Genomic DNA, 25,870 nt, shown 5'->3' on the forward strand with positions numbered 1-25,870 from the left:
CAATGAAGAGAACAGTGAGCGTCTTTATGGCAATATCCCTTATCGGGATATTGGTGTTTGGAGGATGCGAGAAGCAGGAGAAAGAGGTAAAAGACAGTACAAAGGAGATAGTAGTAGCAATCAACAGCGAGACAGGGGGGCTGGATCCGGCAGGGATGATAGCGCTTACGTATCTGGCATATTCGGTCTCGGCACTGGATGAGCTTCTGACCTTTGATGAAAATGGCGAGATTGAATACAGGGCGGCAGAGTCTTATGAGGTGAATGAAGAATCAACTGTATGGACCTTCCATCTGCGCAAAGACGCGGTCTGGTCGGACGGTACGCCGGTGACATCCAAAGACTTTTCCAATACGATAGCCAGGGCGCTGAAGCCGGAGAGCGGAAGCGGATATGCCAACTATCTGTTTCCAATCAAGAATGCCGAAGCTGTATATAATGGAGAGGCAGATATCGAGAGTCTGGGAGTCGATACGCCGGATGACGATACGCTTACATTTACACTTGAAAAGCCGTGCGTATATTTTCTGGATCTGCTCAGGCTGCCGGTGTACACGCCTTCCTGCTCAGCGTATGCCCTCGACGCGTCGGACGGATGGGATAAGAGCCCTGAGACGAGCGTCGCCAACGGTCCCTTTTATCTGGATGAATATGTGCCGGAACAGTATTTTGTCCTGAAGAAGAACACGAGATACTGGAATGCTGACGAGATAAAGCTGGACAAGATCACGTACCGCTTCTTTGCCGACCAACAGTCGATGGCGAATGCCTACGAGACCGGTGAAGTGGATGTTGCCACGGGGCTGCAGTCGTCGGTGATGGAGCTGTACGAAGGAAAAGACGATCTGTATATTACCGATACGATAGCGACGCGATACATATACCCGAATCTGAACGTGAAGCCGCTTGACGACGTGCGGGTGCGTAAGGCGCTCAATCTGGCTATCGACCGGGAAGAGCTCTGCAAGATTGTCGGAGATGACACAGAACCTACGGTAAACTTTATCGCAAGGTATATGAAGGACAGGCAGACAGGCGAATACTTCGTGGACGGGGCCAAAAAGCCATTTGAGGAAAATGTGGAGGAGGCGAGACGGCTGCTTGCAGAAGCAGGATACCCGGACGGAAAAGGATTCCCGGAGCTCACATATCATTACCCAACGCTTGAAATGGACTCGGATACGGCCCAGGTCATCCAGGAACAGCTGAAGAAGAATCTGAACATAGACATCAAGCTGAATGCGCAGGAACTGCAGGTAAACTATACGGAACGAAGGGCAGGCCGCTTTGACCTGTGCCGGATGAACTGGACAGCTGATTTTGCAGACCCCTATACGTACCTGTCCATGCTCCTGTCCAACAGCACATATAACTGCAGCGGTATCCGGGACGTGGAATACGACCGTCTGGTGGAACAATCTGACACGGAGACGGATCCGGTTAAGAGAGCACAGCTCATGCATGAGGCGGAGCAGCTGGCCGTGGGAGAGAAGTTCTATATCATACCGCTCTATACGATGAAGAGCTGCAACCTGATCCGTCCGGATATTAGAGGGATTGCCCAGATTCCGGCGACAGGCGCGTTGGAATACAGACATGCGTATATCGCAGAAGAGAACTGATCATGTACAACATCAGTGGAGGAATGAAGCAATGCTGCATCTTGTGACCGGAGGAAGCGGAAGCGGAAAATCCGCATTTGCAGAAGATCTCATCTGGCGTCTTCACAGTGAGAATGACGGGCAGGCGTCCGGACCGTTGCTTTATATCGCGACGATGATGCCATACGGAGAAGAGACGGAAAAGAAGATCCGGCGCCACCGCCTGATGCGACGGGAGAAAGGATTTGAGACGATCGAATGCTATACGGGAATCCATGCACTTGCGGGAGAGGGAGGCCCGGTATATGAAGCGGCTATCAGAGGTGCCCGGCCCTGCATCCTGCTGGAGTGCATGTCCAACCTGACGGCAAATGAGATGTACAGCCCGGATGGGGCGGGAGGCCGCACGGCAGAAGAGGTGGTACGTGGAATCGAACTGCTCCATACAATGTGCCGTAACCTTGTAGTCGTGTCAAATGACGTCTTTCGTGAGGGTGAGCCGTCCTGTGAGATGCAGATATACAGGGAGACGCTGGCAAGAATCAATGCGCGGATTGCACGTATGGCTGACAGCGTGACAGAAGTCGTATGTGGCATCCCGGCAGAGATAAAGGGAAACACATACGGGAAAGGGACAGGTGTACATATGATACTGGTTACCGGAGGGGCCTGCCAGGGAAAAACGGTATATGCGGAACGGACATACGGCGTGAAAAGCTGGATTGACGGCGGAAGCTGCGCCTTTGATGAGATATATGCATGCACCGCCATCCGGCATTTTGAACTGCTCGTGCGGCGTATGACGGAGGCGGGGGCGTGTACGTCCGATCTGGCCGGCGAACTTGCCGCCCGGAACCCCGATGTTGTCATAACAGTCGATGAGATTGGCTGCGGGCTCGTTCCGGTGGATGCGTTCGAGCGGGCGTACAGAGAGCAGGCCGGCCGCATATGTACAGAACTGGCACAGATAGCTGAACGGGTAGACCGGGTTGTCTGCGGTATTGGCATGACGATAAAAGGAGGAGAGAGATGATGGAGCATATAGGACTGGAACAAGTTCTGCCGACGGAAATCGAGGCGAGAAGCTTTGAAATCATAACAGAAGAACTGGGCAGTACCCCGCTCGTCCCGGGGACGGAGCCGATAGTGAAGAGATGCATCCACACAAGTGCGGATTTTGACTATGCGCACAGCCTTGTATTCTCGGACGGGGTGGTTGAACGTGCGCTGGCGGCGCTCAGGCAGGGGGCTGCCATCGTCACGGACACCGAGATGGGAAGAGCCGGAATCAATAAAAAGAGGCTGGCGGATTACGGGGGAGAAGTGCACTGCTTCATGGCAGATGAGGACGTGGCGCTTGCGGCGGAAAGAAACGGCACGACCCGGGCCGCTGCAAGCATGGACAAAGCCGCCGCCCTAGAGAAGAAGGTGATATTTGCGGTGGGCAATGCGCCGACAGCGCTTGTAAGGATCTATGAGCTGGTCAGGGAGGGAGTGCTGAACCCGGAGGCCGTGATCGCGGTACCGGTCGGATTCGTCAATGTCGTGCGTGCAAAGGAACTCATACTGGAGCTTAAGGAGACGCCGTCTATCGTGGCAAAGGGGAGAAAAGGCGGCAGCAATATAGCGGCATGTATCTGCAACGCGCTTCTGTACATGCTCGGAGAACGGAGGCAGTAGGATGGATAAGGCTTATTTCCCCATGTTTGTAGACATATCAGAAAAGGAAATCGTCGTGGTGGGCGGAGGGAATATTGCAGCAAGGCGCGTAAAGACGCTTCTCCTGTTTTCGGATCATATCACTGTCATTGCACCCCGGCTTCACGATTCTCTCGCAGATCTTGAGGCAGAAGGCAGAATCACCTGCCTGCACAGAGCATACAGGGAAGGTGACATCTATAACGCCCACATCGTACTGGCGGCGACAGACGATAAAGAAGTGAACAGGAGCATCGGCGAGGAGTGTAACATCCTCGGGCAGAAATGCGGAAGGAAGATCCTGTTCAACACGGCGGATGACAGGACATTATGTGACTTCTACTTCCCGGCTGTCGTTCAGACCGAAGATATCGTGATAGGGATTAATTCCGGCGGGAAGAATCCTGCGAAAGTAAAAGAGATCCGCAGACGGCTTGGGTCAGGCCCCTGTTAACAGGGGCCTGACCCAAGCCGCTACACAATCTCATAACCGGCACGTGCCAGCGCCTTCAGCGCATTGCTATAATTCTCTTGTATTCTCATGGTTTTCCAGCCGTCCTCCCTTTCTGTGGCGTTATCAGGCACCGACTGCGTCAGGCAGACGAGCGACAGCTCTTCGTCTGTCTTGGCGACAAAGGAAAATGTATCCAGAAGATCGACTTTTGAATAATCCTTCACTTTGCAGACAGAAAACGGTTCTTCTATTTTCTTTATTTCCATAGTACAATCCCTCGCTTTTCTTAAATATCAATTTGTCTCATTATACCAGCTGAAAAAAATATGGACAGCTTTATCATTTGAAAAGTATGGCTGCCTTCCTTCGTCTAAATACAATCTTAATGCGGGCTCTATGAATATTATCACCGTCTTAACAAAAAATCGTATATGCTAAAGATAAGAAAAAAAGGTGATGATATGTTGGCTGATATTTTATTAGGATTGATAGTATTGGGAGGCATGGCATACGGAATGTACCTGATGTTCCGTGTGGACTGCTGGAGCGCAGAAGAGCGGAAGCTCCAGGAGGAAGAAGAGACAAGGGAACCGCTGCCCCAGGCTGTCGTCTTTGGAGGAGGAAGCCGCAGGGAACAGGTGGAAAAGTGGCTGGCCGGCAGAGGAGTGGCAGCCGTATATATAGAGGACGTCTGCATCAGGGAGAACTGGGAACATGTACAGTATATCATCGCACTATCAGAGTCAGATGCAGATAACCTGTCCATCTGCAATCTGATAAAAAGATGTACGGGACAGAATATCTGTTTAGCGTATGCAATGAGGCGGTCAATGAGAGCGTGTACTACAGATTCCACATACGTATCCTGCGGGAGGACGGAAAGCTTTGGGAACAGCTCGGTGCACTGCTGGCGGGAAAAGAGGTCTCGATAGCATGAGCGTGATGATGAAAAAACTCACCCATACCCAGATGATCGTGCTCGGGTACCTTATCATTATCCTCTGCGGGACGGTGCTTCTTATGATGCCTGCGGCGAGCAGGGACGCCCAGCCAACGCCGATGGTCGATGCCATGTTTACCTCCACCTCTGCGGTCTGCGTGACCGGGCTCGTCATTGCGGATACGTGGCAGAAATGGTCTATATTCGGGCAGGTGGTGATCCTGACTATCATTCAGATCGGCGGGCTTGGGTTAAGCATCTCCCTCTCCTGGAGGGGCGTGCAGATAGGCCACTACGTCCGCGGCTTCGCGGCCGGAGGGGTATATCTGATATTCTGCCTCGTGTATATCGGGGAGGTAGTGGGCGTCGGAGCTGCTTATCATCCTGCAGTCCAGGAAGTAGGGGTGCTCGCGCCGTATCTGGTGCAGATGCCTGAAGTCGTGTATCTCTGCACATCGGAAGGTGCTGTCCGGGGGCACGAATCCCAGGTTTGAGAGCAGGCTTGTCGTCGTCTTGTCTATGTGGGCCGGATAGGCGGTGCCGTGATAGTAGGCGACGAGCCCGAATACGTTGTCAAAGGAGATGTCGGTGGCACTTATGAGCAGCCGTTCGACCGTGCCTGTCACTTCATCTTCTTCGTTCATGATCTGCTGCTTTCCGAAGATATCCTCCTTATTCTGGATGGGAAGGATATGTTCATATATATAGCTGTCAAATGCCATGGCATCGGGCAGGGACGGAAAGAGGCAGACGACGTGGACTTCTTCCGCAGTCGTCAGTTCCATGCCTGGGATGACGGTTACACCATAATTCTTACCATGTATGAGCGCCGCGGGACAGTTTTTGCAGGAATTGTGATCCGTAAGGGCGATGACATCCAGCCCTTTTACGGCCGCCATGCCGACGATATTGGCAGGCGTCATGTCGTCATCCCCGCAGGGGGACAGGCAGGAGTGGATGTGGAGGTCGTAGTACAGCCCTTTCATGAGAGCAGTTCCTGTATCTTAAGGCCCGCGTCAAATACCGGAAGTTCGGTGGAAAACACTGCGATCTGTTCCTTCCTTGCACATTCCAGCTCTTCGTCCTGGAACCGGATGCCTTCTGCCAGGACGATGCAGGAGATGTCTGCCAGCGACGCGACCGCCAGCGTGTTCTTGTTGCCCATGACTGTAACCCAGGCACCATTCTCAGGCGCTTTGCCCATGGCGATGCTTAGCAGGTCGCAGCAGAATACCTTGCTGATGGACCTGGAAGTGCTTCCGGGCACCTCTGCTTTGAACAGGCCGGATTCAATCAATGTCTGAACTGTCATAATTACCGCTCCTTTCGCTCTAATTCCGTTGTAAGCTTCTTGATATAATCTTCCAGTATCTTCATCGAATCATCGTTGCTGCCGCACGACAGGTTCAGCGACTGGGTGAGGAAGCCGATCTCCTTGGACAGGTTGTTGATGTATTCATGGAAGGCATAGATACAGTCGTTCCGCGTCGCCTCGCCTCTGACGATATCCTCGGCAAGCGCTCTGCACGTAGGCGCGCCGCAGGAGCCGCAGTCCAGCCCCGGAAGCTGTTCGGTGATGTCTTCTACCGTTCCCATCAGTTCCAGGCTCTCCCGGAAAGACTTGCCGAGGCGGAATACCGGTTCATATTCTACATAGGCAGACCAGTGGTATTCAATATTGTCATATGAGCTGGCATGCGTCTGCGCTACAGGCAGATACCGGTGCAGCTTTTTCGTCTTTGCAGTGGCGATGTACGGGTTCTCCACGGTGAGAGGCCCGCCGACACAGCCGCCGTTGCACGCATTGAGCTCCACAAACTTCAGCCCGTAGAACTTCTCGTCCTCCAGATCGCTCAGCACCCTGAGCGCGCTCATGATCCCGTCGCAGGCAAGATAATTGTCTGTTATGAGGCCGGCGGATTCCCCGCCCGCGTTGCTCCATCCGATGCCGATGCGGCCGGAGGCAGCGATAGGTGAGAGCCTGCTCTCGTCATGCGTCATGTGCTGCAGCAGGACGGGATACACATCCTTGATGGCAACGACCTTGTCGATCTGGCTCTTCTCCACGCCGAGAGGCGAACGCGCGTAAGTTACCTTGGACGGACATGGGGAGATGAAGAAGATCCCGATATCTTCCTGAGGGAAACCGGTCTTTTCGATTGCCCTTGCACGGGCAATCTCCGCCGCGATCTCCACCGGCGGCTTGAGCGGCAGCAGGCGGGGCAGCAGGGTAGGGTACTTGACCCGTATGATCCTGACGATGGCCGGACAGGCGGTACTGATGAACGGCGCGTCATCCCGGTGCTCGCTTATGTACTTGCGGGTGGCGTCGGATACCAGTTCCGCTGCGGCGCTCACTTCAAATACATCATCAAAGCCCATGGAGATAAATGCGTTCAATACGATATCCACATTGGTCAGGTTATTGAACTGTGAATATAAGGATGGCGCCGGAAGCGCGACCGTGTACTTATAGTTCTTGATCTCCTCCAGAGAATCATACAATGCCACCTTCGCATGGTGCGGGCAGTAACGGATGCACCGTCCGCAGTCCACGCAGAATTCGGGCGTTATCTTGGCCTTGCCGTTGTGGACCCGTATAGCCTGGGTGGGACAGTATTTGATACAATTGATGCAGCCCTTGCACGCATCTTCGTCCAGATGTACGGAATGAAAGAATTTGTCTGATTTATCCAACCGGAACCCCTCCTTGTCAAGTTACATGTGAATGTCCATCGTTACCGTAGTTCCGACTCCCAGTTCAGAGTCAATCTGCATGCAGTCTGTATACTTTTCCATGTTGGGAAGTCCCATGCCCGCACCGAAACCGAGCGCGCGCACTTCTTCCGGCGCTGTGGAGTATCCTTTCTGCATCGCTTTTTCGACATCCGCGATTCCGGGCCCTTTATCCGCCAGGACGATACGGATATTGTCCTGGGATATGTCGACCGTTATCTCTCCGCCGCCGGCGTGGATGACCATATTGATCTCGCCTTCGTACATGGCGATGGCCGTCCTGCGGATGACGTTATTGTCAGCTCCTATCATCTTGAGCTTGTTTTTCAAATCGCTGCTTGCTTCCCCGGCCCTTGTGAAGTCGTCACCGGATATCATGTAGTGGAAAGTCAGGTTGTCGCCCATGTATCATGCACCTCCAAGTAGTCCGTTGCTGTATAATAAGCCGCAGGTCGTAAACATGCCCCGGGATGTGGCAAGGATAACGATGCCCCTGTCCTCGGCGAGCTTCAGCATGTTCGGGTCCGGGTACTTGCCCCGGACAAATACGATACAGAGAATGTCGAGCATCTCCGCCGTCCTGATCACCTGCGGATTGCACAGGCTCGTGAGCAGGAGAGACTGCTCCTCTGCGTACGCCAGGACATCGCTCATCATATCGGATGAAAAAGCATAGTTGACGTCTTCGTCCAGATGCTCTTCCCCGCATAAAACATCTGCTTCCAGTAAGGATTTTATCTTCCTGATTGTCATATCTTCCTCCTGTACACTTCTTATTTTAATATGAATGATGCCACGGTCCGGAAGTCATGTATTTCCTGCCGGCATTAAAACGCGCAGCAATCCGTAAGCATCAGGGGGCTTGCCTTCTCTCCCCAATATTATATGAATATAGTATATCATCGAAAAAAAGGGAAATCAACAAATATTGTGAAAAACGACTAAAAATAGAAGCTATAATTTGTGTATTTTTTAACGGGATGTTAGTGAAATAACAAACAAGAATGGTTTTCATTTAACATAATACACAATAAAAAGGTGTAGATTTTTGTATTTTTGTATGTTAGAATGAAATGGTAATTCAACGTTATGGTCACATGACTAAATCAGACAGTAAAGGGAGGTAAAAAAATGCTTTCTAAGAAAACGACAGTTCAGTTCACCGGAACAGAAGAACAAGAGAAAGAACTGTTAGGAGTAATCAATGAATTGAAAGATGAAAAAGGCGCCCTGATGCCTATACTGCAAAGAGCGCAGGACATCTACGGCTATCTGCCCATCGAGGTTCAGAAGATTATTTCTAATGAGACGGGAATTCCGCTTGAAAAGATATACGGAGTTACCACGTTCTATTCCCAGTTCAACTTGAGCCCGAAGGGCAGATACCGCATATCGGTCTGTCTCGGCACAGCCTGTTATGTCAAAGGCTCCGGGGACATCTACAACAAACTCATGGAGAAGCTTGGCATCGTCGGCGGCGAATGTACGTCCGACGGGAAGTTTTCACTGGATGCCTGCCGCTGCGTAGGCGCCTGTGGTCTGGCGCCGGTCATGATGATCAATGATGAGGTGTACGGAAGGCTTACGGTAGACGACATCGACGATATCCTGGCTAAGTATGAATAGCCATGATGACGGAAATATCACTGAACGTTCTGGATGTGGCGGAGAATTCCATCCGCGCGGGGGCAGATTACATAACGATCGAGGTGCTCATCAGCACGGACGACGATACGCTGACGGTAGTGATCGATGACAATGGATGCGGCATGGAGGAAGAGCAGGTGAAGCGGGTCACGGACCCGTTCTATACGACAAGGACTACACGGAAGGTAGGGCTTGGCATCCCATTTTTCAAGCAGGCTGCCGAGAGCACGGGCGGAAGGTTCGACATTACATCCCGAAAAGGAATTGGCACAAGAGTAGAAGCAGTTTTTGGATTATCCCATATAGATAGAATGCCGTTAGGTGATATTAATACGACAATGCATACGCTCATCGTATTCAATGAACCTGTCGACTTTCATTATAGATATGCTTATGACGAGAAGGAATTTGTGCTGGATACGAAAGAAATGAAAGAGATATTAGGAGACATGTCGTTCAAGGATACGGAAGTGTCCGGATTCATCAAGGAGTATCTGGATTCGAACAAAGAAGAAACAGACGACGGTAAATCAGTTTAAATAGCGGGAATGGAGGATGCATATGAAATCTCTGGAAGAACTGAAGGCAATAAGAGAGAAGAATGAAAGTAAGGTCGGCGTGCGGTCTGAGAGTGCTTCACAGACAAGAGTGGTTGTCGGCATGGCAACTTGCGGGATTGCCAGCGGGGCAAGACCTGTCCTCACTGCACTTTCCAATGCGGTCCAGGAGGAGCACCTGGCTGAGAAGATCAGCGTGACACCTACCGGCTGTATCGGGCTGTGCCAGTATGAGCCGATTGTAGAAGTATTGGAACCAGGCAAAGAAAAAGTGACGTATGTAAAGATGACACCTGAAAAGGCTATGGAAGTGTTCAGACTTCATCTGAAAGAAGGCCAGGTAGTCGCGAAATATACATTAGGCGCTGTACAAGAATAGAAAAGGGAGGTATACGAATTATGTATCGTTCACACGTATTGGTTTGTGGTGGAACCGGATGTACTTCCTCAGGCAGCCAGAAGATCAGGGAAAGGCTGGAAGCGGAAATCAAAAGGAACGGGCTGGAAGAAGAAGTCGGCGTAGTGAAGACCGGATGTTTCGGGCTGTGTGCCCTCGGTCCGATTATGATTGTCTATCCGGAAGGCTCTTTCTATGCGATGGTCAAAGAAGAGGATATCCCGGAAATCGTATCAGAACATCTGTTAAAAGGAAGGGTCGTCACCCGGCTTCTCTACGATGAGACAGTAAAGAACGAAGAGATCCTGCCGCTGCAGGAGACGAAGTTCTATAAGAAGCAGCACAGGGTTGCACTGCGCAACTGCGGTGTCATCAATCCTGAGAATATTGAGGAATACATAGGAACACGAGGATATGAGGCATTGGGCACGGTGCTCACGGGCATGAAGCCGGAAGAAGTCATCCAGGTCATCCTGGACAGCGGCCTTCGCGGGCGTGGCGGAGCCGGTTTCCCGACCGGCCTGAAGTGGAAGTTCGCGGCCGCCAACGAGGCGGATCAGAAATATGTCTGCTGCAATGCCGACGAAGGTGACCCGGGAGCGTTCATGGACCGTTCCGTACTGGAAGGCGACCCTCACGTCGTGCTGGAGGCGATGGCTATCGCCGGATATGCTATCGGCGCTTCACAGGGCTATATCTATGTGCGTGCAGAGTACCCGATTGCGGTAGAACGTCTGAACATCGCTATCAGCCAGGCAAGAGAATATGGCCTGCTAGGCAAGAATATTTTTGATACGGGATTTGATTTTGATATTGATATCAGGCTTGGAGCCGGTGCTTTCGTCTGCGGAGAGGAGACGGCGCTTATGACTTCCATCGAAGGCAACAGGGGCGAGCCGCGTCCGCGTCCGCCGTTCCCGGCGCTTAAGGGCCTTTTCCAGAAGCCTACGATTCTGAACAACGTCGAGACGCTGGCCAACATACCGCAGATTATCCTCAACGGAGCGGAATGGTTCTCTTCCATGGGTACTGAGAAGTCCAAGGGGACGAAGGTATTTGCCCTTGGCGGTAAAGTCAATAATACGGGCCTTGTAGAGATTCCGATGGGAACGACGCTTCGTGAGATCGTAGAAGAGATCGGCGGCGGCATCCCGAACGGTAAGAAGTTCAAGGCGGCACAGACAGGCGGACCATCCGGCGGATGTATCCCGGCGGAACACTTTGATGTACCGATTGATTATGACAACCTTATCGCCATCGGTTCTATGATGGGATCCGGCGGGCTGATTGTCATGGATGAAGACAACTGTATGGTCGATATCGCCAAGTTCTTCCTGGAATTTACGGTAGATGAGTCGTGTGGCAAATGTACCCCTTGCCGTGTTGGTACGAGACGTATGCTTGAGATACTGGAGAAGATTACGAACGGACAGGGAACGATGGATGACCTGGATAAGCTGGAAGAGCTGGCGGCCCATCTGAAATCCAACTCTCTTTGTGCTCTTGGACAGACGGCACCGAACCCGGTACTGTCGACGATGCGATATTTCAGAGATGAATATGTGGCGCATATCGTAGACAAGAAGTGTCCGGCTGGTGTCTGTAAGGCGCTTCTCTCTTACAAGATTGACGCAGACAAGTGCAAAGGATGTACGTTATGTGCAAGAACATGCCCGAATGATGCGATCAGCGGAGCGGTCAAAGAGCCGCACGTCATCAACCAGGATAAATGTGTCAAGTGTGGAGCATGTATGGAAAAATGCCGTTTCGGTGCTATTTACAAAGAGTAATGGAGGATGGAGAATATGGAAAATATTAATCTTAAAATTAATGGACTCGACGTATCCGCTCCTGCCGGTTCTACTATCCTTGAAGCGGCCCGGCTGGCCGGAATCAAGATTCCGACGCTGTGTTTCCTGAAGGAGATCAACGAAATCGGAGCCTGCCGGATGTGTATCGTAGAGGTAAAGGGAGCAAGAAATCTTGTTGCGGCGTGCGTACACCCGATCAATGAAGGGATGGAAGTATATACGAACACGCCTCAGCTCATTGCATCCAGAAGGAGGACGCTTCAGCTTCTGCTTTCCAACCATGACCAGCAGTGCCTGTCATGCGTACGAAGCGGAGACTGTGAGCTGCAGCAGCTGTGCAAGGAGTATGGCGTGGATGACGCCCATTATTACGAGGGTGAGACGACACACTATGAGCTGGATGAAACTGCGGCCCATATGGTACGTGACAATAATAAATGTATCCTTTGCCGCCGCTGTGTGGCAACGTGTGAGAAGACCCAGGGAATCGGTGTTATCGGCGCCAACAACCGTGGATTTGACACGATGATTGGCTCTGCCTTCGAGATGGGACTCGGAGATACGAGCTGCGTATCTTGCGGACAGTGTATCGCAGTCTGTCCTACCGGCGCGCTGTATGAGAAGGACTACACGCAGCAGATTCTGGATGCGATTGCCGATCCGGATAAATACGTGGTCGTGCAGACCGCTCCTTCTGTCCGTGCGGGACTTGGCGAAGAATTCGGCTACCCGATGGGGACGGATGTAGAAGGTAAGATGGCAGCAGCGTTAAGGAGAGTCGGTTTTGACAAGGTATTTGATACGGACTGGGCAGCCGACCTTACGATTATGGAAGAAGCCACGGAGCTTCTCGACAGGGTCAAGAACGGCGGAGTTCTGCCGCTTATCACCTCCTGCTCACCGGGATGGATCAAATACTGCGAACATTACTTCCCGGATATGACAGAGCACCTGTCAAGCTGCAAGTCGCCGCAGCAGATGTTCGGCGCCATGCTGAAGACATACTTTGCTGAAAAAGAAGGTATCGATCCGAAGAAGATCGTATCTGTCAGCGTGATGCCATGTACGGCCAAGAAGTTCGAGATCGGACGTGATGACCAGGATGCGGCCGGAGTTCCGGACGTGGATATCGCCATCACGACAAGGGAGCTGGCAAGGCTAATCAAACGCAGCGGCATTGAATTTACGATGCTGCCGGATGAGAAGTTCGACGACCCGATGGGAGAATCCACAGGTGCAGCCGTCATCTTCGGCGCTACCGGCGGTGTTATGGAAGCTGCTCTTCGTACAGCGGTTGAAGTCCTCACAGGCGAAGAGCTTGCGAACCTGGACTTCACGGATGTCCGCGGCACGGAAGGCGTAAAAGAGGCATCTTACAATGTGGCAGGCATGGATGTGAAAGTAGCTGTCGCATCCGGACTTAACAACGCGAGGACGCTTCTCAACAAGGTGAAGTCAGGGGAAGCAGATTACCACTTTATAGAGATCATGGGATGTCCGGGCGGATGTGTAAACGGAGGCGGACAGCCACAGGTATCCGGCGATGTGCGTAACTTCACGGATGTACGAGGAATCCGAGCAAGCGTACTGTATAACAACGACGCGGCCAAACCAATCCGCAAGTCACATGAGAATCCGGCCATCAAGAAGCTTTATGAGGAATATCTTGGTGAACCGGGAAGCCATAAGGCACATGAGACATTACATACGAGCTATGTAAAACGTTCCGTCAATTAGCGGATATAAAAGTTTAGATTACAGAGGATGCCCTGCAGGCCGTGAGAGGCCGGGGGCATCCTTTTTTCCAGACGGAATGCAGATATATACGTGGAGATATTGACAAAGGGGCCAGGTATTGTATAATTAAGATGTGTTAAAAAAATAACAATACAAACGGAGGTACATACCATGGCACAGATTATTGGAAGTCCAAGCAGATATATTCAGGGAAAAGGGGAGCTGAAAAACCTCTGCACATATGCGTCCAACTATGGAAGCAGATTATTCATCCTCACGAGCGTGTCCGGAAGGAAACGCGTAGAGCCGTCTATACAGGCTGGAATGGACGGCACAGGAGTGGAGACTGTGTATGAATCTTTTAACGGCGAGTGCAGCATGAACGAAATCAACCGCGTTATGGAGGCGGCAAAGGAGGCAGGATGTGATATGATTGCCGGTGTCGGCGGCGGTAAGATACATGATACGGCCAAGGCCGTGGCGCATTATATGGGCAAAGCGGTTATCATCGTGCCGACCATCGCGTCTACCGATGCGCCGTGCAGTGCGCTCTCGGTCATTTATACGGACGAAGGTGTGTTTGACAGGTATCTGTTCCTTCCGGCCAGCCCGAACGCAGTGCTCGTAGATACGGATGTGGTAAGCAAAGCACCCGCCAGACTTCTCGTGGCGGGAATGGGAGATGCCCTTGCAACTTACTTCGAGGCGAGGGCGTGCAGGCAATCGTCTGCAGTCAACTGCGTAGGAGGCGGGAGTACGCTGGCTGCGATGGCTCTCGCCAGACTCTGTTATGAGACGCTTCTGGAGAACGGAGTCAGTGCCGCGCTGGCAGTGACGGAAAATGTATGTACGAAAGCAGTGGAACATGTCATTGAAGCGAACACGTACTTATCCGGAATCGGGTTTGAAAGCGGTGGTCTTGCCGGGGCCCATGCCATACATAACGGCCTGACTGCAATAGAGGAGACGCATGCCATGTACCACGGGGAGAAAGTGGCGTTCGGCACGCTCGTACAGCTCGTGCTTGAGAATGCGGACTCCGAGGAGATAGAGGCTGTAGTAGACTTCTGCAACGCGGTCGGGCTGCCGACGACGCTTGCGCAGCTCGGAATCAAAGAAGTAAAGGCGGAGCAGATTATGGAAGTAGCAGAACTTGCCGCTGCAGAAGGAGATACACTCGGCAATATGCCGTTTGCCGTGACGCCGGAAGATGTATACGCTGCGATTATGGCAGCCGATGCCATAGGCAGGAATTACGCACGATAACAGAGGTGAATCTGATGGATTACAGATATATTTTATTTGACCTGGATGGAACGGTCACAGATCCGGGTATCGGTATTACAAATTCTGTCATGCACGCTTTGAAAAAATTTGGCATTATAGAAGAAGACAGAAGGAAGCTGTACAAATTTATCGGCCCCCCGCTTTCAGAATCATTCCAGCAATTCTACGGATTCTCCGAGGAAGACGCCCTCCTCGGAATCGAGTATTACCGCGAGTATTTCACGGAGAGAGGCATATTTGAGAATGTAGTGTTTGAAGGCATGGAAGAATTGCTGGCCGCTTTGGTAGAAAAAGGGATGGAGCTGATCATAGCGACGTCGAAGCCGGAGGCATTTGCCAGGCAGATACTGGAGCACTTCCGCCTGGACGGGTATTTTTCTTTTATCGGCGGAGCAACGATGGATGAGAAAAGGGTAAAGAAAGCAGAAGTGATTGCGTATGCCCTCGAGAGCCGCGGCATTTGTGATCTGTCCAGAGTGCTCATGATAGGGGACAGGAAACACGATGTCATCGGCGCACACAAGACAGGCGTCGATGTCATGGGCGTGTTATACGGATACGGGAGCCGTGAAGAGCTTGAAGAAGCCGGAGCGGACTATATCGCGGAAAATGTTGGAGACATTAAAAAGTTTCTGTCCTGAATAGAAAGGAAACAGTAAAAACCCCGTAAAACCGGGAATGCTAATGCCAGTTGCGGCAGAACTACGCAAACGCAATATGAAATTGGTGGAGGTTTACACCATGTAATCTTATGATAAATCCATAAATCTGAAGGAGGAAATCAAAATGGGTTTTGCGGAGAATTTACAATTTATGAGACAGAAAAAAGGATATACGCAGGAACAGATAGCAGAGCAGCTTCAAGTGTCGAGACAGTCAGTATCAAAGTGGGAGTCCGGAGGGAGCTTTCCTGAGATGGATAAGCTCATCCAGTTGAGCGGGCTGTTCCAGTGCAGCATGGATGTGCTCGTGCAGGAGGATGCAAGAGCTTCATATGTGGAAGAACATGAGGAATACGATAAGCATATGGATGAATACAGCAGGGCAGTCACATCAGGGGTGGGGCTCCTGCTGTTCGGAACGGCGGTGTATGAACTGTTGTCAGGGGTATATGTGGCAGAGAAGCTCTGCGATATGCTTTTTATGTTTTTTGTTGTGGCCGCCGTGCTCATATTTGTCGTCCAAGGCATGAAGCACAGTGAATTTACGAGGAAATATCCGGTGGTTGGAAACATTTATACGGATAAAGAAACGGATGCGTTTCAAAAGCGGTACATAACGATGTGCGCCGCCGGAATCGGGCTTTTCTTCTGCGGATTCATCTTTGAACTCGCCATGGACGGCGTTGCCCTGCAGTCCCGGTTCAATGAGGAGGCCGTTCACGGCGTGTTCATGCTCATCGTCACGGCGGCTGCCTCATTGCTCGTGTATGCAGGTATGCAGAAAAAGAAGTACAGCGTAAATGACTATAATGATGAAAATATGCCGGGCAAAGACAAGAGGCTGATAGGCAGGATCTGCGGTACCATCATGATGGCTGCCGCTATCGTATTTCTGCTTGGAGGGTTTCTTGCCAATGCATGGAACGTATCATGGGTTGCGTTTCCGGTCGGTGGAATCTTGTGCGGCATCGTGAGCACGCTGATGGTGAGGGAGAGGAAATAGCTGCCTTATATCTTTTGTAGGATGGTGGCGTAACTCAGAGTGTGGATGCCAAACGGCAGAGTGACACGGGGGGACATTGATTTCAATGTCCCTCCTTTCTCTGCATACGTTTTTGATGATTCTGATGACATCGCTCATATTATCGTCACCTGTGCCAATCATCAAGGTGACATTTTCCATTTTCAGGAAACCTCCGGATGAGCAGAGCTTTATTGCCTGGTAGCCGGACTTGTCTTATCTGCAGCTATCCAGTGCCAGAAGCCTTCCGTTATCAATTATGTGCCCGCTTTCAAGGAATCGTCATATCTGCCGGTTATGAGCGGTTCAGCAAAGCGTTTTGCTTGTTCGCTGATAAAGGAAGATGCGCTGCAAAAGTAGACGCTCGGAGAATGATCCACACAGTAGTGGTGATTCCCTCCATCACAAAGAGAGGCTTATCATAGGTGGTAGGGCGACTTGTTGCTATCGCACCGTTCTTATCGCAGCTGACATCGATGCATGGCTGTTCTTTGTCAGGAAATGTCGAAAAAGCGGGGAATGTTGAAAATGTGGTATTGAGCGGGATAAGAAAATAAGGTACAATAAAAAAAGATGTAGAAAACAAAGTAAGGAGAAAATTGGCATGGAAAGAAGAGTTGGTACTGTATCAAGGGGAATCCGCTGTCCCATCATTCGGGAAGGGGACGACCTTGCACATATTATAGTAGAGAACGTTCTGGGTGCCGCGGAAAGCGAAGGCTTCGCCGTGCACGACAGAGACGTGGTCGCGGTTACAGAGTCTGTCGTTGCGAGAGCGCACGGCAACTACGCTTCTGTAGACGCTATTGCGCAGGATGTAGAAAACAAGCTTGGAGGCGGTACGATAGGAGTCATCTTTCCGATACTGTCCAGGAACCGTTTTTCCATCTGCCTGAAAGGGATTGCCCGCGGGGCCAAAAAAATTGTGCTCATGCTCAGCTATCCAGGCGATGAGGTGGGTAATGAGCTCGTATCACTGGACCAGCTTGACAAGGCGGGTATCAATCCATATAGCGACGTACTTGATGTAAAGCGCTACAGGGAGCTGTTCGGCGAGAACATCCATCCCTTTACCGGGGTAGATTATGTCCGTTACTACAGTGACCTGATAAAGAGCGAAGGGGCGGAGGCCGAGGTTATCTTTGCAAACCATCCGAAAGAGATTCTCTCCTATACCAAGAAAGTATTGAACTGCGATATCCACAGCAGGGAAAGGACGAAGAGAATCCTGAAGGAAAATGGCGCGGAAGTCGTGTGCGGCATGGATGATATCCTGACCGCTCCGGTGGATGGAAGCGGCTGCAATGAAGATTATGGGCTGCTCGGATCCAACAAATCTACGGAAGAGGCGGTAAAGCTCTTTCCGAGGACGGGCAGATGTATGGAACTTGTTCTGGATATACAGAAGCAGATTCTTGATAAGACAGGAAAGCATGTAGAAGTCATGGTATATGGAGACGGGGCTTTCAAAGACCCTGTCGGAAAGATATGGGAGCTGGCAGACCCGTGCGTATCTGTTGCCAATACTGAGGGGCTGGAAGGGACACCGAACGAAGTGAAGCTCAAATATCTGGCAGACAATGATTTCAAGGATTTGTCCGGGCAGGCGCTGAAGGATGCCATATCAGAGCGGATTAAGGAAAAGAAGGAGGACCTGGTCGGAGACATGGCGGCACAGGGTACGACGCCGAGACGGCTGACGGACCTGATTGGCTCGCTGTGCGACCTGACAAGCGGCTCAGGAGATAAGGGGACACCAGTAATCCTCGTTCAGGGATATTTTGACAACTATACGTCATAGCCCCTGAAGGATATGAGGTTTTAGTATAAGAAAAGGTAAGGGAGAAGCTGGATGAAAAGATTAGCTGTCATTCTATGCGTTCTGATGATGTGTCTGTCTCTTGCAGCCTGCGGTAAAGACTCCGAAGAAGGCGGAAGGGGTACAACCGGACATAATTCCTCAGAGGGAGAAGGGAATGATTCTGAGGAAGAAGTAAAAGAGGAAAAGGATATAGAAGATAAAGATGCAAAAGCCGAAAAAGCCGACAATTCTGTCATATCCGGAACGTCCTGGACAGCGCGTGACGGTTCTTGGATGACATTTACTGATGAAGAGAATTACGCATGGTATCAAGACAGGACTGTCACGGATGATAATTATTACGCCGGTACATATGAATTCTATATAGGAGAAGGCGCCCTGAAGTATCTGACCGTAGATTTGAAAGATTACGGCGTCACGGAGGCGGAGATGCAGCGCGTATTTGACAGCAATGAAGAGTATTCTCTGGATAATCTGGCATGCATGACGGCGAGGAACCGTTCATTTATGCTGGACGGTGCGGAGCAGCTTAAAGAGGAGAAGGAAATATCTTATTATGGGTTCATGCTCCAGGATGGCGGCTACCTTGATATCGCCAATATGACGACAGGGACCTATTATGGTTTTACAAAAGAATAGTAAGCAAAAGACTATAATAATGATGAATGTGAGAGAAGGAGACATAAGATGAGACAGGATATGATTGTGATTCTGGATATGGGTAGTACGGAGAATACCGTGCTGGCGCGGGCAATCCGAGACCTCGGCGTGTACAGCGAGATTCATCCGCATGACATTACGATGGAAGAGCTTGCCAGGCTTGAGAATGTGAAAGGTATCATATTGAACGGCGGCGAGAACCGTATCGTGGACGGACAGGCGGTGGAGGTAAGGCCGGAACTGTATCACTGCGGCTGCCCGGTGATGGCGGCAGACCATCCGACTGCGAAGTGTGAACAGAAGCTCGACGCGTTGCCGGACGAAGAGACGTTGAAAGAATTTGTCTTTGGAAAGTGCAAAGCAGAGGCGAACTGGAACATGAAGAACTTTATCGAAGACCAGGTTGAGCTGATTCGCCGCCAGGTCGGGGATAAGAAGGTTCTGCTCGCGCTGTCAGGCGGCGTCGATTCTTCCGTCGTGGCTGCGATGCTGCTGAAAGCTATCGGCAATCAGCTCACCTGTGTTCATGTAAACCACGGGCTGATGCGCAAACATGAATCCGAAGACGTCGTGGAAGTGTTCAAGAACCAGCTTCATGCCAATCTCATATATGTAGACGCGACAGATAGATTCCTCGGCAAGCTGGACGGCGTAGCTGACCCGGAGCAGAAGCGGAAAATCATAGGCGGTGAATTTATCCGGGTCTTTGAAGAGGAGGCGAGGAAACTGGACGGCATCGAATTCCTCGGCCAGGGCACCATCTATCCCGATATCATCGAGAGCGGCACGAAGACCGCCAAGATGGTCAAATCACATCACAACGTAGGCGGACTGCCGGAGGACCTGCAGTTTGAACTTGTAGAGCCTCTGAAGCAGCTTTTTAAAGACGAAGTCCGCGCCTGCGGCATCGAGCTTGGCCTGCCTGCGGATATGGTATACCGTCAGCCGTTCCCCGGCCCCGGTCTTGGCGTACGCTGTCTCGGCGCGATTACGAGAGACAGGCTGGAGGCAGTGCGGGAATCTGACGCTATTCTCCGTGAGGAATTTGCCGCAGCCGGCCTGGATGAGAAGGTATGGCAGTATTTTACCGTAGTGCCTGACTTCAAGTCTGTCGGCATGAAGAACCACGAGCGGAGCTTCGACTATATGGTAATCATCCGCGCCATCAATACGATAGACGCCATGACGGCTACGGTGGAGAAGGTGGACTGGGACGTGCTCGAGAAGATAACGGACAGGATACTGGCGGAAGTAGGGAATGTGAACAGGGTGTGCTATGATATGAGCCCGAAGCCGCCGGCGACGATAGAGTTCGAGTGATGAAATGGGCTTTACAAACCTGGTGTTTATGCGGGTTTCAAGCAAATTTGTTTAAGTTCTGGCAACGATTTGGCAACATTTATAACATCACGTACTGGATAATTACATCAATGGCATAGAGAAACCTTGCTGATTTTCTGATATGAAAACTGAATATCGGCAAGGTCTTTTTATGTTTATTTCTGTTTTTTCTTTTTAGATGTTTTCTTTTCTCCTTTTTCTATCTTTGTTAATTCTTTCATAAGCATATCACTGACCGCCTGTGAGGGGACTTTCGCCCAATGCTTCGAGGTGTCCAGTTCCGGGTACTTGTACCGCCACTGGTCGTATTCTTCTTTGGTAATTTCGCCCTGTTCCAACTTGGCGGCTTGTTCCTGCCATGCGTGGAACATATCGAACATGGACGTATAAGAGGAATAGTCGGACTTGTCAAGGCGCAGGCAGATTTCCCCGTCAATCTCCCCGATTTTCAGTCCATACATATCTTCCAACGCAAAGAGCGTGTGCATAAGCCCGATATAGGTATCAATATCCGGCACAGTGAGGGCGTGGGTGCTTATATCAAAGATATGCGCCATTTCTTTTACAAGGTCGTGCTTCGGTGTTCTTGCTTCTGATTCGTACTGTGCCATTCGGACATCAGAAGTTTTTCCGAGAAAACCGAGGATTTCACCTAACTGTTTCTGTGTCATGCCTTTTCGGTTGCGGAAAAAGCGGATACGTTTGCCGATTGCCATAGTAAAACCTCCGTTATTGTGAAGTGGGATAAAGTCATGCCAGCTCGATTACGCTTCGCTTCATCTCGCTGTGGCGGTGCGCCATATACGCCTGTCAGAAAGCAGTTCAGCGTGTGCAAGCACCCGCCGCCCTGTTTCTTCCAGTCGTGCATGACTTTACTTAAACAAATCTGTTGAAGTCAGTATAACATGGTGCAATAGAAATAGCAAGAATAACTTAAATAAAAAAAGTTAAGATTTTCTTGATAACCACTTGACTTAACGGAATTTATTTAGTATTCTATATAAAGGACTTAAACAAAAAGAGTTAAAAATTGAAAGGAGAGGGTATTTGAATGACAGAAAAATCATTTATGACGGTGGAGGAAGTGGCAGCGGAACTGCGTGTGTCAAAGTCAAAAGCCTATCAGATTGTGAGGGAACTGAACGCAGAAATGCAGAAACAGGGCTATCTGACAGTGGCAGGGCGAGTGAACGCTACTTTTTTTCATAAAAAAGTATGTTACAGCGAATAGAAAGGAGATGGTTTAGATGGCTGTATACAAAGACAATGCTACGGGAACGTGGCGTGTAATCTACCGCTTTACCAACTGGAAAGGGGAGAGGAAACAGACACAAAAGAGAGGTTTCGCAACAAAGAGGGAAGCGCAGGCGTGGGAGCATGAAGCCATGCTCAAACAGGGCGCAAAACTGGATATGACTTTCGGCAGTTTCTTTGAAGTATACGAAGCTGATAAGAAACAGCGTGTTAAGGAAAGCACATGGGAATCCAAAAGCCATGTGATACGGACAAAGATTTTACCGTACTTTGAAAACCGCAAGATTGCGGAGATTGAAGCAAAAGACGTGATAGCGTGGCAGAATGAGTTGATGGCGTACCGGGACGAGAAAGGCAAGCCTTATTCCGCAGATTATTTGAGAACGATACACGCACAACTGACGGCGATATTCAACCATGCGGTAAACTTTTATAATCTGCCTTACAATCCGGCACGGCGGGCGGGGACGATTGGGAGCGAAGCCGTAAAGGAAATGGACTTCTGGACGAAAGAGGAATATCTGAAATTCTCCGAAGTCATGATGGATAAGCCCCGTTCCTATTATGCGTTTGAAATGCTCTACTGGTGTGGTATGCGTTCCGGCGAACTTCTTGCCTTAACGCCTGCTGATATTGATTTTGAGAAGCAGACGGTCACAATCAGCAAGACTTTCCACCGTTCCAACGGGCGGGATATTGTGACAAGCCCCAAAACGAAAAAGAGCAACCGCACAATCAAAATGCCGCCTTTTCTCTGTGAGGAAATGCAGGAGTACATCAAAATGCTTTATGACATTAAGCCGGACGAGAGATTATTTTCAGTTACAAAATCTTATCTCAGCCATGAAATGGAGCGTGGAGCAAAACAGGCAGGGGTAAAGAAAATAAGGGTGCATGATTTACGCCACAATGCGGTTTCACTTTTAATCAACATGGGATTTTCGGTACTGGCGATGGGGGAGCGCATGGGGCATGAAGCGGAAAAGATAACTTACCGTTATGCACACCTGTTTCCTACGATACAGACGGAAATGGCAGAAAAATTGGAAATGGAGAGAATGACAAAGGAGGACTAAAAGCATGGAGAAATCACTTGATTACAAGGGAAGATGGCGTAATCATACGGTGGCGTTCCGGGTGTCGGACGAAGAAGGAAAACTGCTGAATGACTTGGTGGCATTGTCGGGATTGACAAAGCAGGACTACATCACAAGGCGGCTCTTATGCAGGGACGTTGTGGTGCAGGGCAATCCGAGGGTATATAAGGCATTGAAAAATCAGATGTCGGCAATCTATGAGGAATTGAAGCGCATGGAAAGCATAAGCCCGGACAATGACGAACTTCTTTACACGTTACAGGTAATCGCAATCACTTTAGACGGACTGAAAGGGGAAAATGAATGACAAATAAAACAAAAGCGACTGCTCCCGTATCATCTGTTGGCGCAGATGGGGAACAGTCCAAAGTAAAAAATCACAATGAAATTATAACAAATGAAACAGCACAAATCAATCTGCAAGCCACTAAAAACAGCGAATATGCTGTAAACTGCCCGGAGAAATCCGGGCAGGGCGGCGGGCTTCAAACGGTTTCCATGACAGAGTTATATGATACGGTGTACCCGCCGAGAACGCCTGTTGTAGACGGTTTTCTGTATGGCGGTACTTATCTCTTTGTAGGTGCGCCGAAAGTAGGGAAATCGTTCTTCATGGGGCAGCTTGCTTATCATGTGGCTATGGGGCTTCCACTATGGAATTATCCAGTCCGAAAAGGGACGGTATTGTATCTTGCACTGGAAGATGATTATGCAAGGCTTCAGCGGCGGTTATCCGTCATGTTTGGGGTGGAGTGTGCAGACAATCTATTCTTTGCGACACAGGCAAAGACATTGAATGAGGGACTGGACGGAGAACTAGAGGGCTTTATAAAAGAGCATAAGGACGCAAGACTGATTATCATTGACACGCTCCAAAAGGTGCGTGAGGTCGGCGGGGACAGGTACAGCTATTCCAGTGACTATGAGATTGTGACAAAATTGAAAAATTTTAGTGATAAATACGGTGTCTGCCTGTTGGTGGTTCATCATACCCGCAAGTTGGAATCCGAGGACAGCTTCGATATGATTTCCGGCACAAACGGTCTGCTTGGTGCGGCAGACGGGGCGTTTATTATGCACAAGAAAAAGCGAACTGATAATACGGCGGTCATGGATATAGTAGGTCGTGACCAGCCCGATCAAGAACTGACGATAGAGTTTGACCGGGAAAAATGTATTTGGAAATTTCAGAAAGCGGAAACGGAACTTTGGAAACAGCCGCCGAACCCATTACTGGAAGCAATCAACGAATTGTTGACAGAGGAAATGCAGGAGTGGGAGGGGACAGCAACGGAACTTCTGAAACAGTTGCCGGATATGCAGTTATCAGCGAATGTGCTTTCAAGAAAATTAAATGTAGTGAACAGCCAATTACTTAATGACTACGGCATTTTCTATGACAATAAGAGAGGGCATGAGAGAAAAATTATTTTGAAACGACTGGAGCAGAAATCGTAAGTGCGACGATATGCGTCGGTTGCGACGGTATTTTTGATAGCAGGGCGGTATAGAAAATATCGACGCTATCGACGCAAACCGACGCAGAGGGAGAAACAAGGCGGCGAAAAGCCGCCCCGTCCGTAAGGACGGCATGCTGTCCAACGGACAGCTTGCCCCCGGCAGGGCGCAAAACCTGCTTGCAGGTTGCATTTTTGTTGGCGTAGCTGACAAAAGTGCTTTTGCGTTACTTTCGTGAAAGTAACAAAGCCTTGCGCCGGGTGGCGCAGTAAAAATAGCGATACAAATATAGAGAATGTGGAGGATATGCCTATTGGAGAGAACGATTAGCGGCATGATGGGGAAAGGTTCTGTCAATCACAATACAAGAGCCTTTACAGCTAAAAATGTGGATAAGGAACGGAGCAGGGATAACGTGGAATTTTGTCACTCGGATATAAAAGAAGTTTATCACACTCTTTTTGATGAAGCACTGGAACGTTACAACGCAAAGCAGAAACGGAGTGACCGAAAGATTGACAATTACTATGAGAAGATACGCCGGAGAAAGCAGGAGAAATTATCTTATGAGGTAATCTTCCAAATCGGCAATAAAGATGATATGAATGTGCAAAGCAAAGAGGGACAGTTGGCAAAAGATATTTTATGTGAGTTTATGGAGCAGTTTCAGAAAAGAAATCCTGATCTCCATGTATTTTCAAGCCATTTGCACATGGACGAGCAGACGCCGCACATTCACATTGATTTTGTTCCTTTTATCCGTAACAGCAAGCGTGGGCTTGATACCAGAGTTTCCCTCAAAGGCGCATTGTCAGAACAGGGATTCAAAGGCGGTACAAGGGGAATGACGGAATGGAATCAGTGGATAGAATCGGAGAAGCAGGAACTTTCAAAAGTCATGGGGCTGCATGGCGTACAGTGGAAACAGTTAGGAACGCATAACAAGCACTTGTCCGTACTTGATTTTGAAAAACAGGAACGACAGAAAGAGGTTGCGGAACTGGAGCAGGAGATTTCCGGCAGTAAAGAGGAATTATCTTCTATTCTTCATCAGCAGATGGCGGCAGAACAGAAAACGGAGCAGATATGGAAAGAGGGCGAAACAATCCGGCAGGAAGTATTAGAACTTTCCGCTACAAATCATTTGTTGAAAGAACAGACGGAAACGCTGACAGAGGATAAGGAAAAACTGTTATCCGAAAATGAAAAGTTGGAGAAACAGCAGAAAAGGTTACAGCAGGAAATCAACAAAATGGTGCAGTCTAAGGAAGTCATGGAGCGCAATATACACGCCTATGATGAAGATGTGAAATGGCAGTTGGCAGAACCGGGAGCATTGATGAGCGCAAAGGCATACAGAGATAAAAAGGCTTTACCGCTTGTGGAGAAGTTAAAAGAGGTTGTAAAAAATCTGACAATCAAGTGCGTACAGCTTATGGAGCAGAGTAAGAAGTTGACCGCCAAAGTGAACGGGCAACAGACGCAGATTAGCCGCTTGACAGATAAAGTTATGGAGCAGAGCGACACCATAGACCGATTACAGGAAAAAGTGGCAGATTTGGGGCGTTTGGAGCGTCATTTAGGCAGGGAACAGGTGCAGTCGATAGTGGAACAGTCAAAGGCATTAGAACAGGCAGAAAGGGCAATGAAACGCCCGAAACGTGCCTTTGAAATGAGCCGATAGGAAAGG

At 49.9% G+C, this 25,870-nt stretch carries 28 protein-coding genes and 1 pseudogene; 21 read left to right on the forward strand and 8 right to left on the reverse strand.

What is annotated here, in order from left to right:
* Positions 1-2 precede the first annotated feature (2 nt).
* Genes E1963_RS12145 through E1963_RS12160 form a run of 4 tightly spaced genes read left to right on the forward strand, consistent with a single transcriptional unit; the run spans position 3 to position 3,753 of the window.
* Entirely contained in the window at positions 3-1,622 is a 1,620-nt protein-coding gene (locus E1963_RS12145) for a peptide ABC transporter substrate-binding protein (protein WP_132278312.1), read from the forward strand.
* Positions 1,623-1,653: 31 nt separating this feature from the next.
* Complete coding sequence (locus E1963_RS12150; protein WP_132278314.1) at positions 1,654-2,634, forward strand: bifunctional adenosylcobinamide kinase/adenosylcobinamide-phosphate guanylyltransferase; 981 nt, start codon at positions 1,654-1,656, stop codon at positions 2,632-2,634.
* Positions 2,631-3,281: a precorrin-8X methylmutase gene (locus tag E1963_RS12155; RefSeq protein WP_132278316.1), complete on the forward strand. Its 651-nt coding sequence runs from the start codon at positions 2,631-2,633 to the stop codon at positions 3,279-3,281. Before E1963_RS12150 ends, E1963_RS12155 begins: the two co-directional genes overlap by 4 nt.
* A 1-nt stretch (position 3,282) precedes the next feature.
* Positions 3,283-3,753 carry a precorrin-2 dehydrogenase/sirohydrochlorin ferrochelatase family protein gene (locus tag E1963_RS12160; RefSeq protein WP_132278318.1) on the forward strand — a complete coding sequence of 157 codons (471 nt, stop codon included), beginning with the start codon at positions 3,283-3,285 and terminating at the stop codon, positions 3,751-3,753.
* A 20-nt stretch (positions 3,754-3,773) separates the two neighbouring features.
* On the opposite strand, the gene E1963_RS12165 is transcribed toward E1963_RS12160, so the two are convergent.
* Positions 3,774-4,019, reverse strand: a complete 246-nt coding sequence (locus E1963_RS12165) for a hypothetical protein (RefSeq protein WP_132278320.1) — start codon at positions 4,017-4,019, stop codon at positions 3,774-3,776.
* 195 nt (positions 4,020-4,214) lie between these two features.
* Here E1963_RS12165 and E1963_RS12170 point away from each other — a divergent pair, with 195 nt between their 5' ends.
* A complete protein-coding gene (locus E1963_RS12170; protein ID WP_132278322.1) occupies positions 4,215-4,685 on the forward strand; it encodes a hypothetical protein in 471 nt (156 codons plus the stop codon).
* Positions 4,686-4,944: 259 nt separating this feature from the next.
* Here E1963_RS12170 and E1963_RS12180 read toward each other — a convergent pair whose 3' ends face one another.
* The 5 genes from E1963_RS12180 to E1963_RS12200 are packed head-to-tail and all read right to left on the reverse strand — an operon-like array spanning position 4,945 to position 8,182.
* Entirely contained in the window at positions 4,945-5,679 is a 735-nt protein-coding gene (locus tag E1963_RS12180; RefSeq protein WP_132278324.1) for a PHP domain-containing protein, read from the reverse strand.
* Positions 5,676-6,005 (reverse strand): hypothetical protein, encoded by a 330-nt coding sequence (locus tag E1963_RS12185; RefSeq protein ID WP_132278326.1) that lies wholly within the window; start codon positions 6,003-6,005, stop codon positions 5,676-5,678. The genes E1963_RS12180 and E1963_RS12185 overlap by 4 nt, the downstream gene beginning before the upstream one ends.
* Before the next feature lie 2 nt (positions 6,006-6,007).
* On the reverse strand, positions 6,008-7,390 hold the full coding sequence (locus tag E1963_RS12190; protein WP_132278328.1) for a [Fe-Fe] hydrogenase large subunit C-terminal domain-containing protein: 1,383 nt from the start codon (positions 7,388-7,390) through the stop codon (positions 6,008-6,010).
* A 21-nt stretch (positions 7,391-7,411) separates the two neighbouring features.
* The gene (locus tag E1963_RS12195; protein WP_132278330.1) at positions 7,412-7,834 is read right to left on the reverse strand and encodes an ATP-binding protein; all 423 of its coding nucleotides are present in this window, start codon (positions 7,832-7,834) and stop codon (positions 7,412-7,414) included.
* Between the two features lie 3 nt (positions 7,835-7,837).
* Positions 7,838-8,182, reverse strand: coding sequence for a DRTGG domain-containing protein (locus tag E1963_RS12200; protein ID WP_132278332.1), 345 nt, complete (start codon positions 8,180-8,182; stop codon positions 7,838-7,840).
* Between the two features lie 378 nt (positions 8,183-8,560).
* Here E1963_RS12200 and E1963_RS12205 point away from each other — a divergent pair, with 378 nt between their 5' ends.
* From E1963_RS12205 to E1963_RS12240, 8 genes are all read left to right on the forward strand, one after another.
* A complete protein-coding gene (locus E1963_RS12205) occupies positions 8,561-9,055 on the forward strand; it encodes an NADH-quinone oxidoreductase subunit NuoE family protein (protein ID WP_066578711.1) in 495 nt (164 codons plus the stop codon).
* Positions 9,056-9,057: 2 nt separating this feature from the next.
* Complete coding sequence (locus tag E1963_RS12210) at positions 9,058-9,615, forward strand: ATP-binding protein (protein ID WP_132278334.1); 558 nt, start codon at positions 9,058-9,060, stop codon at positions 9,613-9,615.
* A 22-nt stretch (positions 9,616-9,637) separates the two neighbouring features.
* Positions 9,638-10,012 (forward strand): (2Fe-2S) ferredoxin domain-containing protein, encoded by a 375-nt coding sequence (locus E1963_RS12215; protein ID WP_132278336.1) that lies wholly within the window; start codon positions 9,638-9,640, stop codon positions 10,010-10,012.
* A 20-nt stretch (positions 10,013-10,032) separates the two neighbouring features.
* Entirely contained in the window at positions 10,033-11,820 is a 1,788-nt protein-coding gene (nuoF, locus tag E1963_RS12220; RefSeq protein ID WP_132278338.1) for an NADH-quinone oxidoreductase subunit NuoF, read from the forward strand.
* Between the two features lie 15 nt (positions 11,821-11,835).
* Positions 11,836-13,578 (forward strand): NADH-dependent [FeFe] hydrogenase, group A6, encoded by a 1,743-nt coding sequence (locus E1963_RS12225; RefSeq protein WP_066581659.1) that lies wholly within the window; start codon positions 11,836-11,838, stop codon positions 13,576-13,578.
* 171 nt (positions 13,579-13,749) lie between these two features.
* Entirely contained in the window at positions 13,750-14,844 is a 1,095-nt protein-coding gene (locus E1963_RS12230) for a glycerol dehydrogenase (RefSeq protein ID WP_132278340.1), read from the forward strand.
* Between the two features lie 14 nt (positions 14,845-14,858).
* Positions 14,859-15,506, forward strand: a complete 648-nt coding sequence (locus E1963_RS12235; RefSeq protein WP_132278342.1) for an HAD family hydrolase — start codon at positions 14,859-14,861, stop codon at positions 15,504-15,506.
* 145 nt (positions 15,507-15,651) lie between these two features.
* Positions 15,652-16,530: a helix-turn-helix domain-containing protein gene (locus E1963_RS12240; RefSeq protein ID WP_132278344.1), complete on the forward strand. Its 879-nt coding sequence runs from the start codon at positions 15,652-15,654 to the stop codon at positions 16,528-16,530.
* Here E1963_RS12240 and E1963_RS23105 read toward each other — a convergent pair.
* A pseudogene (locus tag E1963_RS23105) lies at positions 16,456-16,749 on the reverse strand (cyclic-di-AMP receptor); the annotation flags it as partial. The gene E1963_RS12240 and the pseudogene E1963_RS23105 sit on opposite strands and share 75 nt — an antisense overlap.
* A gap of 403 nt (positions 16,750-17,152) precedes the next feature.
* On the opposite strand from E1963_RS23105, the gene E1963_RS12250 reads away from it, so the two are divergent.
* Genes E1963_RS12250 through guaA form a run of 3 tightly spaced genes read left to right on the forward strand, consistent with a single transcriptional unit; the run spans position 17,153 to position 20,350 of the window.
* Positions 17,153-18,349 carry a coenzyme F420-0:L-glutamate ligase gene (locus E1963_RS12250; protein WP_132278346.1) on the forward strand — a complete coding sequence of 399 codons (1,197 nt, stop codon included), beginning with the start codon at positions 17,153-17,155 and terminating at the stop codon, positions 18,347-18,349.
* Positions 18,350-18,400: 51 nt separating this feature from the next.
* Positions 18,401-19,009 carry a hypothetical protein gene (locus E1963_RS12255; protein ID WP_132278347.1) on the forward strand — a complete coding sequence of 203 codons (609 nt, stop codon included), beginning with the start codon at positions 18,401-18,403 and terminating at the stop codon, positions 19,007-19,009.
* Positions 19,010-19,057: 48 nt separating this feature from the next.
* On the forward strand, positions 19,058-20,350 hold the full coding sequence (guaA, locus tag E1963_RS12260; protein ID WP_132278349.1) for a glutamine-hydrolyzing GMP synthase: 1,293 nt from the start codon (positions 19,058-19,060) through the stop codon (positions 20,348-20,350).
* Between the two features lie 176 nt (positions 20,351-20,526).
* Here the strand turns inward: guaA and E1963_RS12265 are convergent, their stop codons facing one another.
* Positions 20,527-21,087 carry a helix-turn-helix domain-containing protein gene (locus E1963_RS12265; RefSeq protein WP_132278351.1) on the reverse strand — a complete coding sequence of 187 codons (561 nt, stop codon included), beginning with the start codon at positions 21,085-21,087 and terminating at the stop codon, positions 20,527-20,529.
* A gap of 335 nt (positions 21,088-21,422) precedes the next feature.
* Here E1963_RS12265 and E1963_RS12270 point away from each other — a divergent pair, with 335 nt between their 5' ends.
* The 5 genes from E1963_RS12270 (at position 21,423) to E1963_RS12290 (ending at position 25,864) form a co-directional block, all read left to right on the forward strand.
* Positions 21,423-21,602 (forward strand): MerR family transcriptional regulator, encoded by a 180-nt coding sequence (locus tag E1963_RS12270; protein WP_016302462.1) that lies wholly within the window; start codon positions 21,423-21,425, stop codon positions 21,600-21,602.
* Between the two features lie 16 nt (positions 21,603-21,618).
* Positions 21,619-22,701: a site-specific integrase gene (locus E1963_RS12275; RefSeq protein ID WP_132278353.1), complete on the forward strand. Its 1,083-nt coding sequence runs from the start codon at positions 21,619-21,621 to the stop codon at positions 22,699-22,701.
* Positions 22,702-22,705: 4 nt separating this feature from the next.
* On the forward strand, positions 22,706-23,029 hold the full coding sequence (locus tag E1963_RS12280; RefSeq protein WP_132278355.1) for a plasmid mobilization protein: 324 nt from the start codon (positions 22,706-22,708) through the stop codon (positions 23,027-23,029).
* Complete coding sequence (locus E1963_RS12285; protein ID WP_132278357.1) at positions 23,026-24,180, forward strand: AAA family ATPase; 1,155 nt, start codon at positions 23,026-23,028, stop codon at positions 24,178-24,180. Before E1963_RS12280 ends, E1963_RS12285 begins: the two co-directional genes overlap by 4 nt.
* Positions 24,181-24,514: 334 nt before the next feature.
* Positions 24,515-25,864 carry a plasmid recombination protein gene (locus E1963_RS12290; protein WP_132278401.1) on the forward strand — a complete coding sequence of 450 codons (1,350 nt, stop codon included), beginning with the start codon at positions 24,515-24,517 and terminating at the stop codon, positions 25,862-25,864.
* Positions 25,865-25,870 lie beyond the last annotated feature (6 nt).

It is taken from the genome of Extibacter muris (assembly GCF_004345005.1).
Lineage (GTDB): Bacteria > Bacillota > Clostridia > Lachnospirales > Lachnospiraceae > Extibacter > Extibacter muris.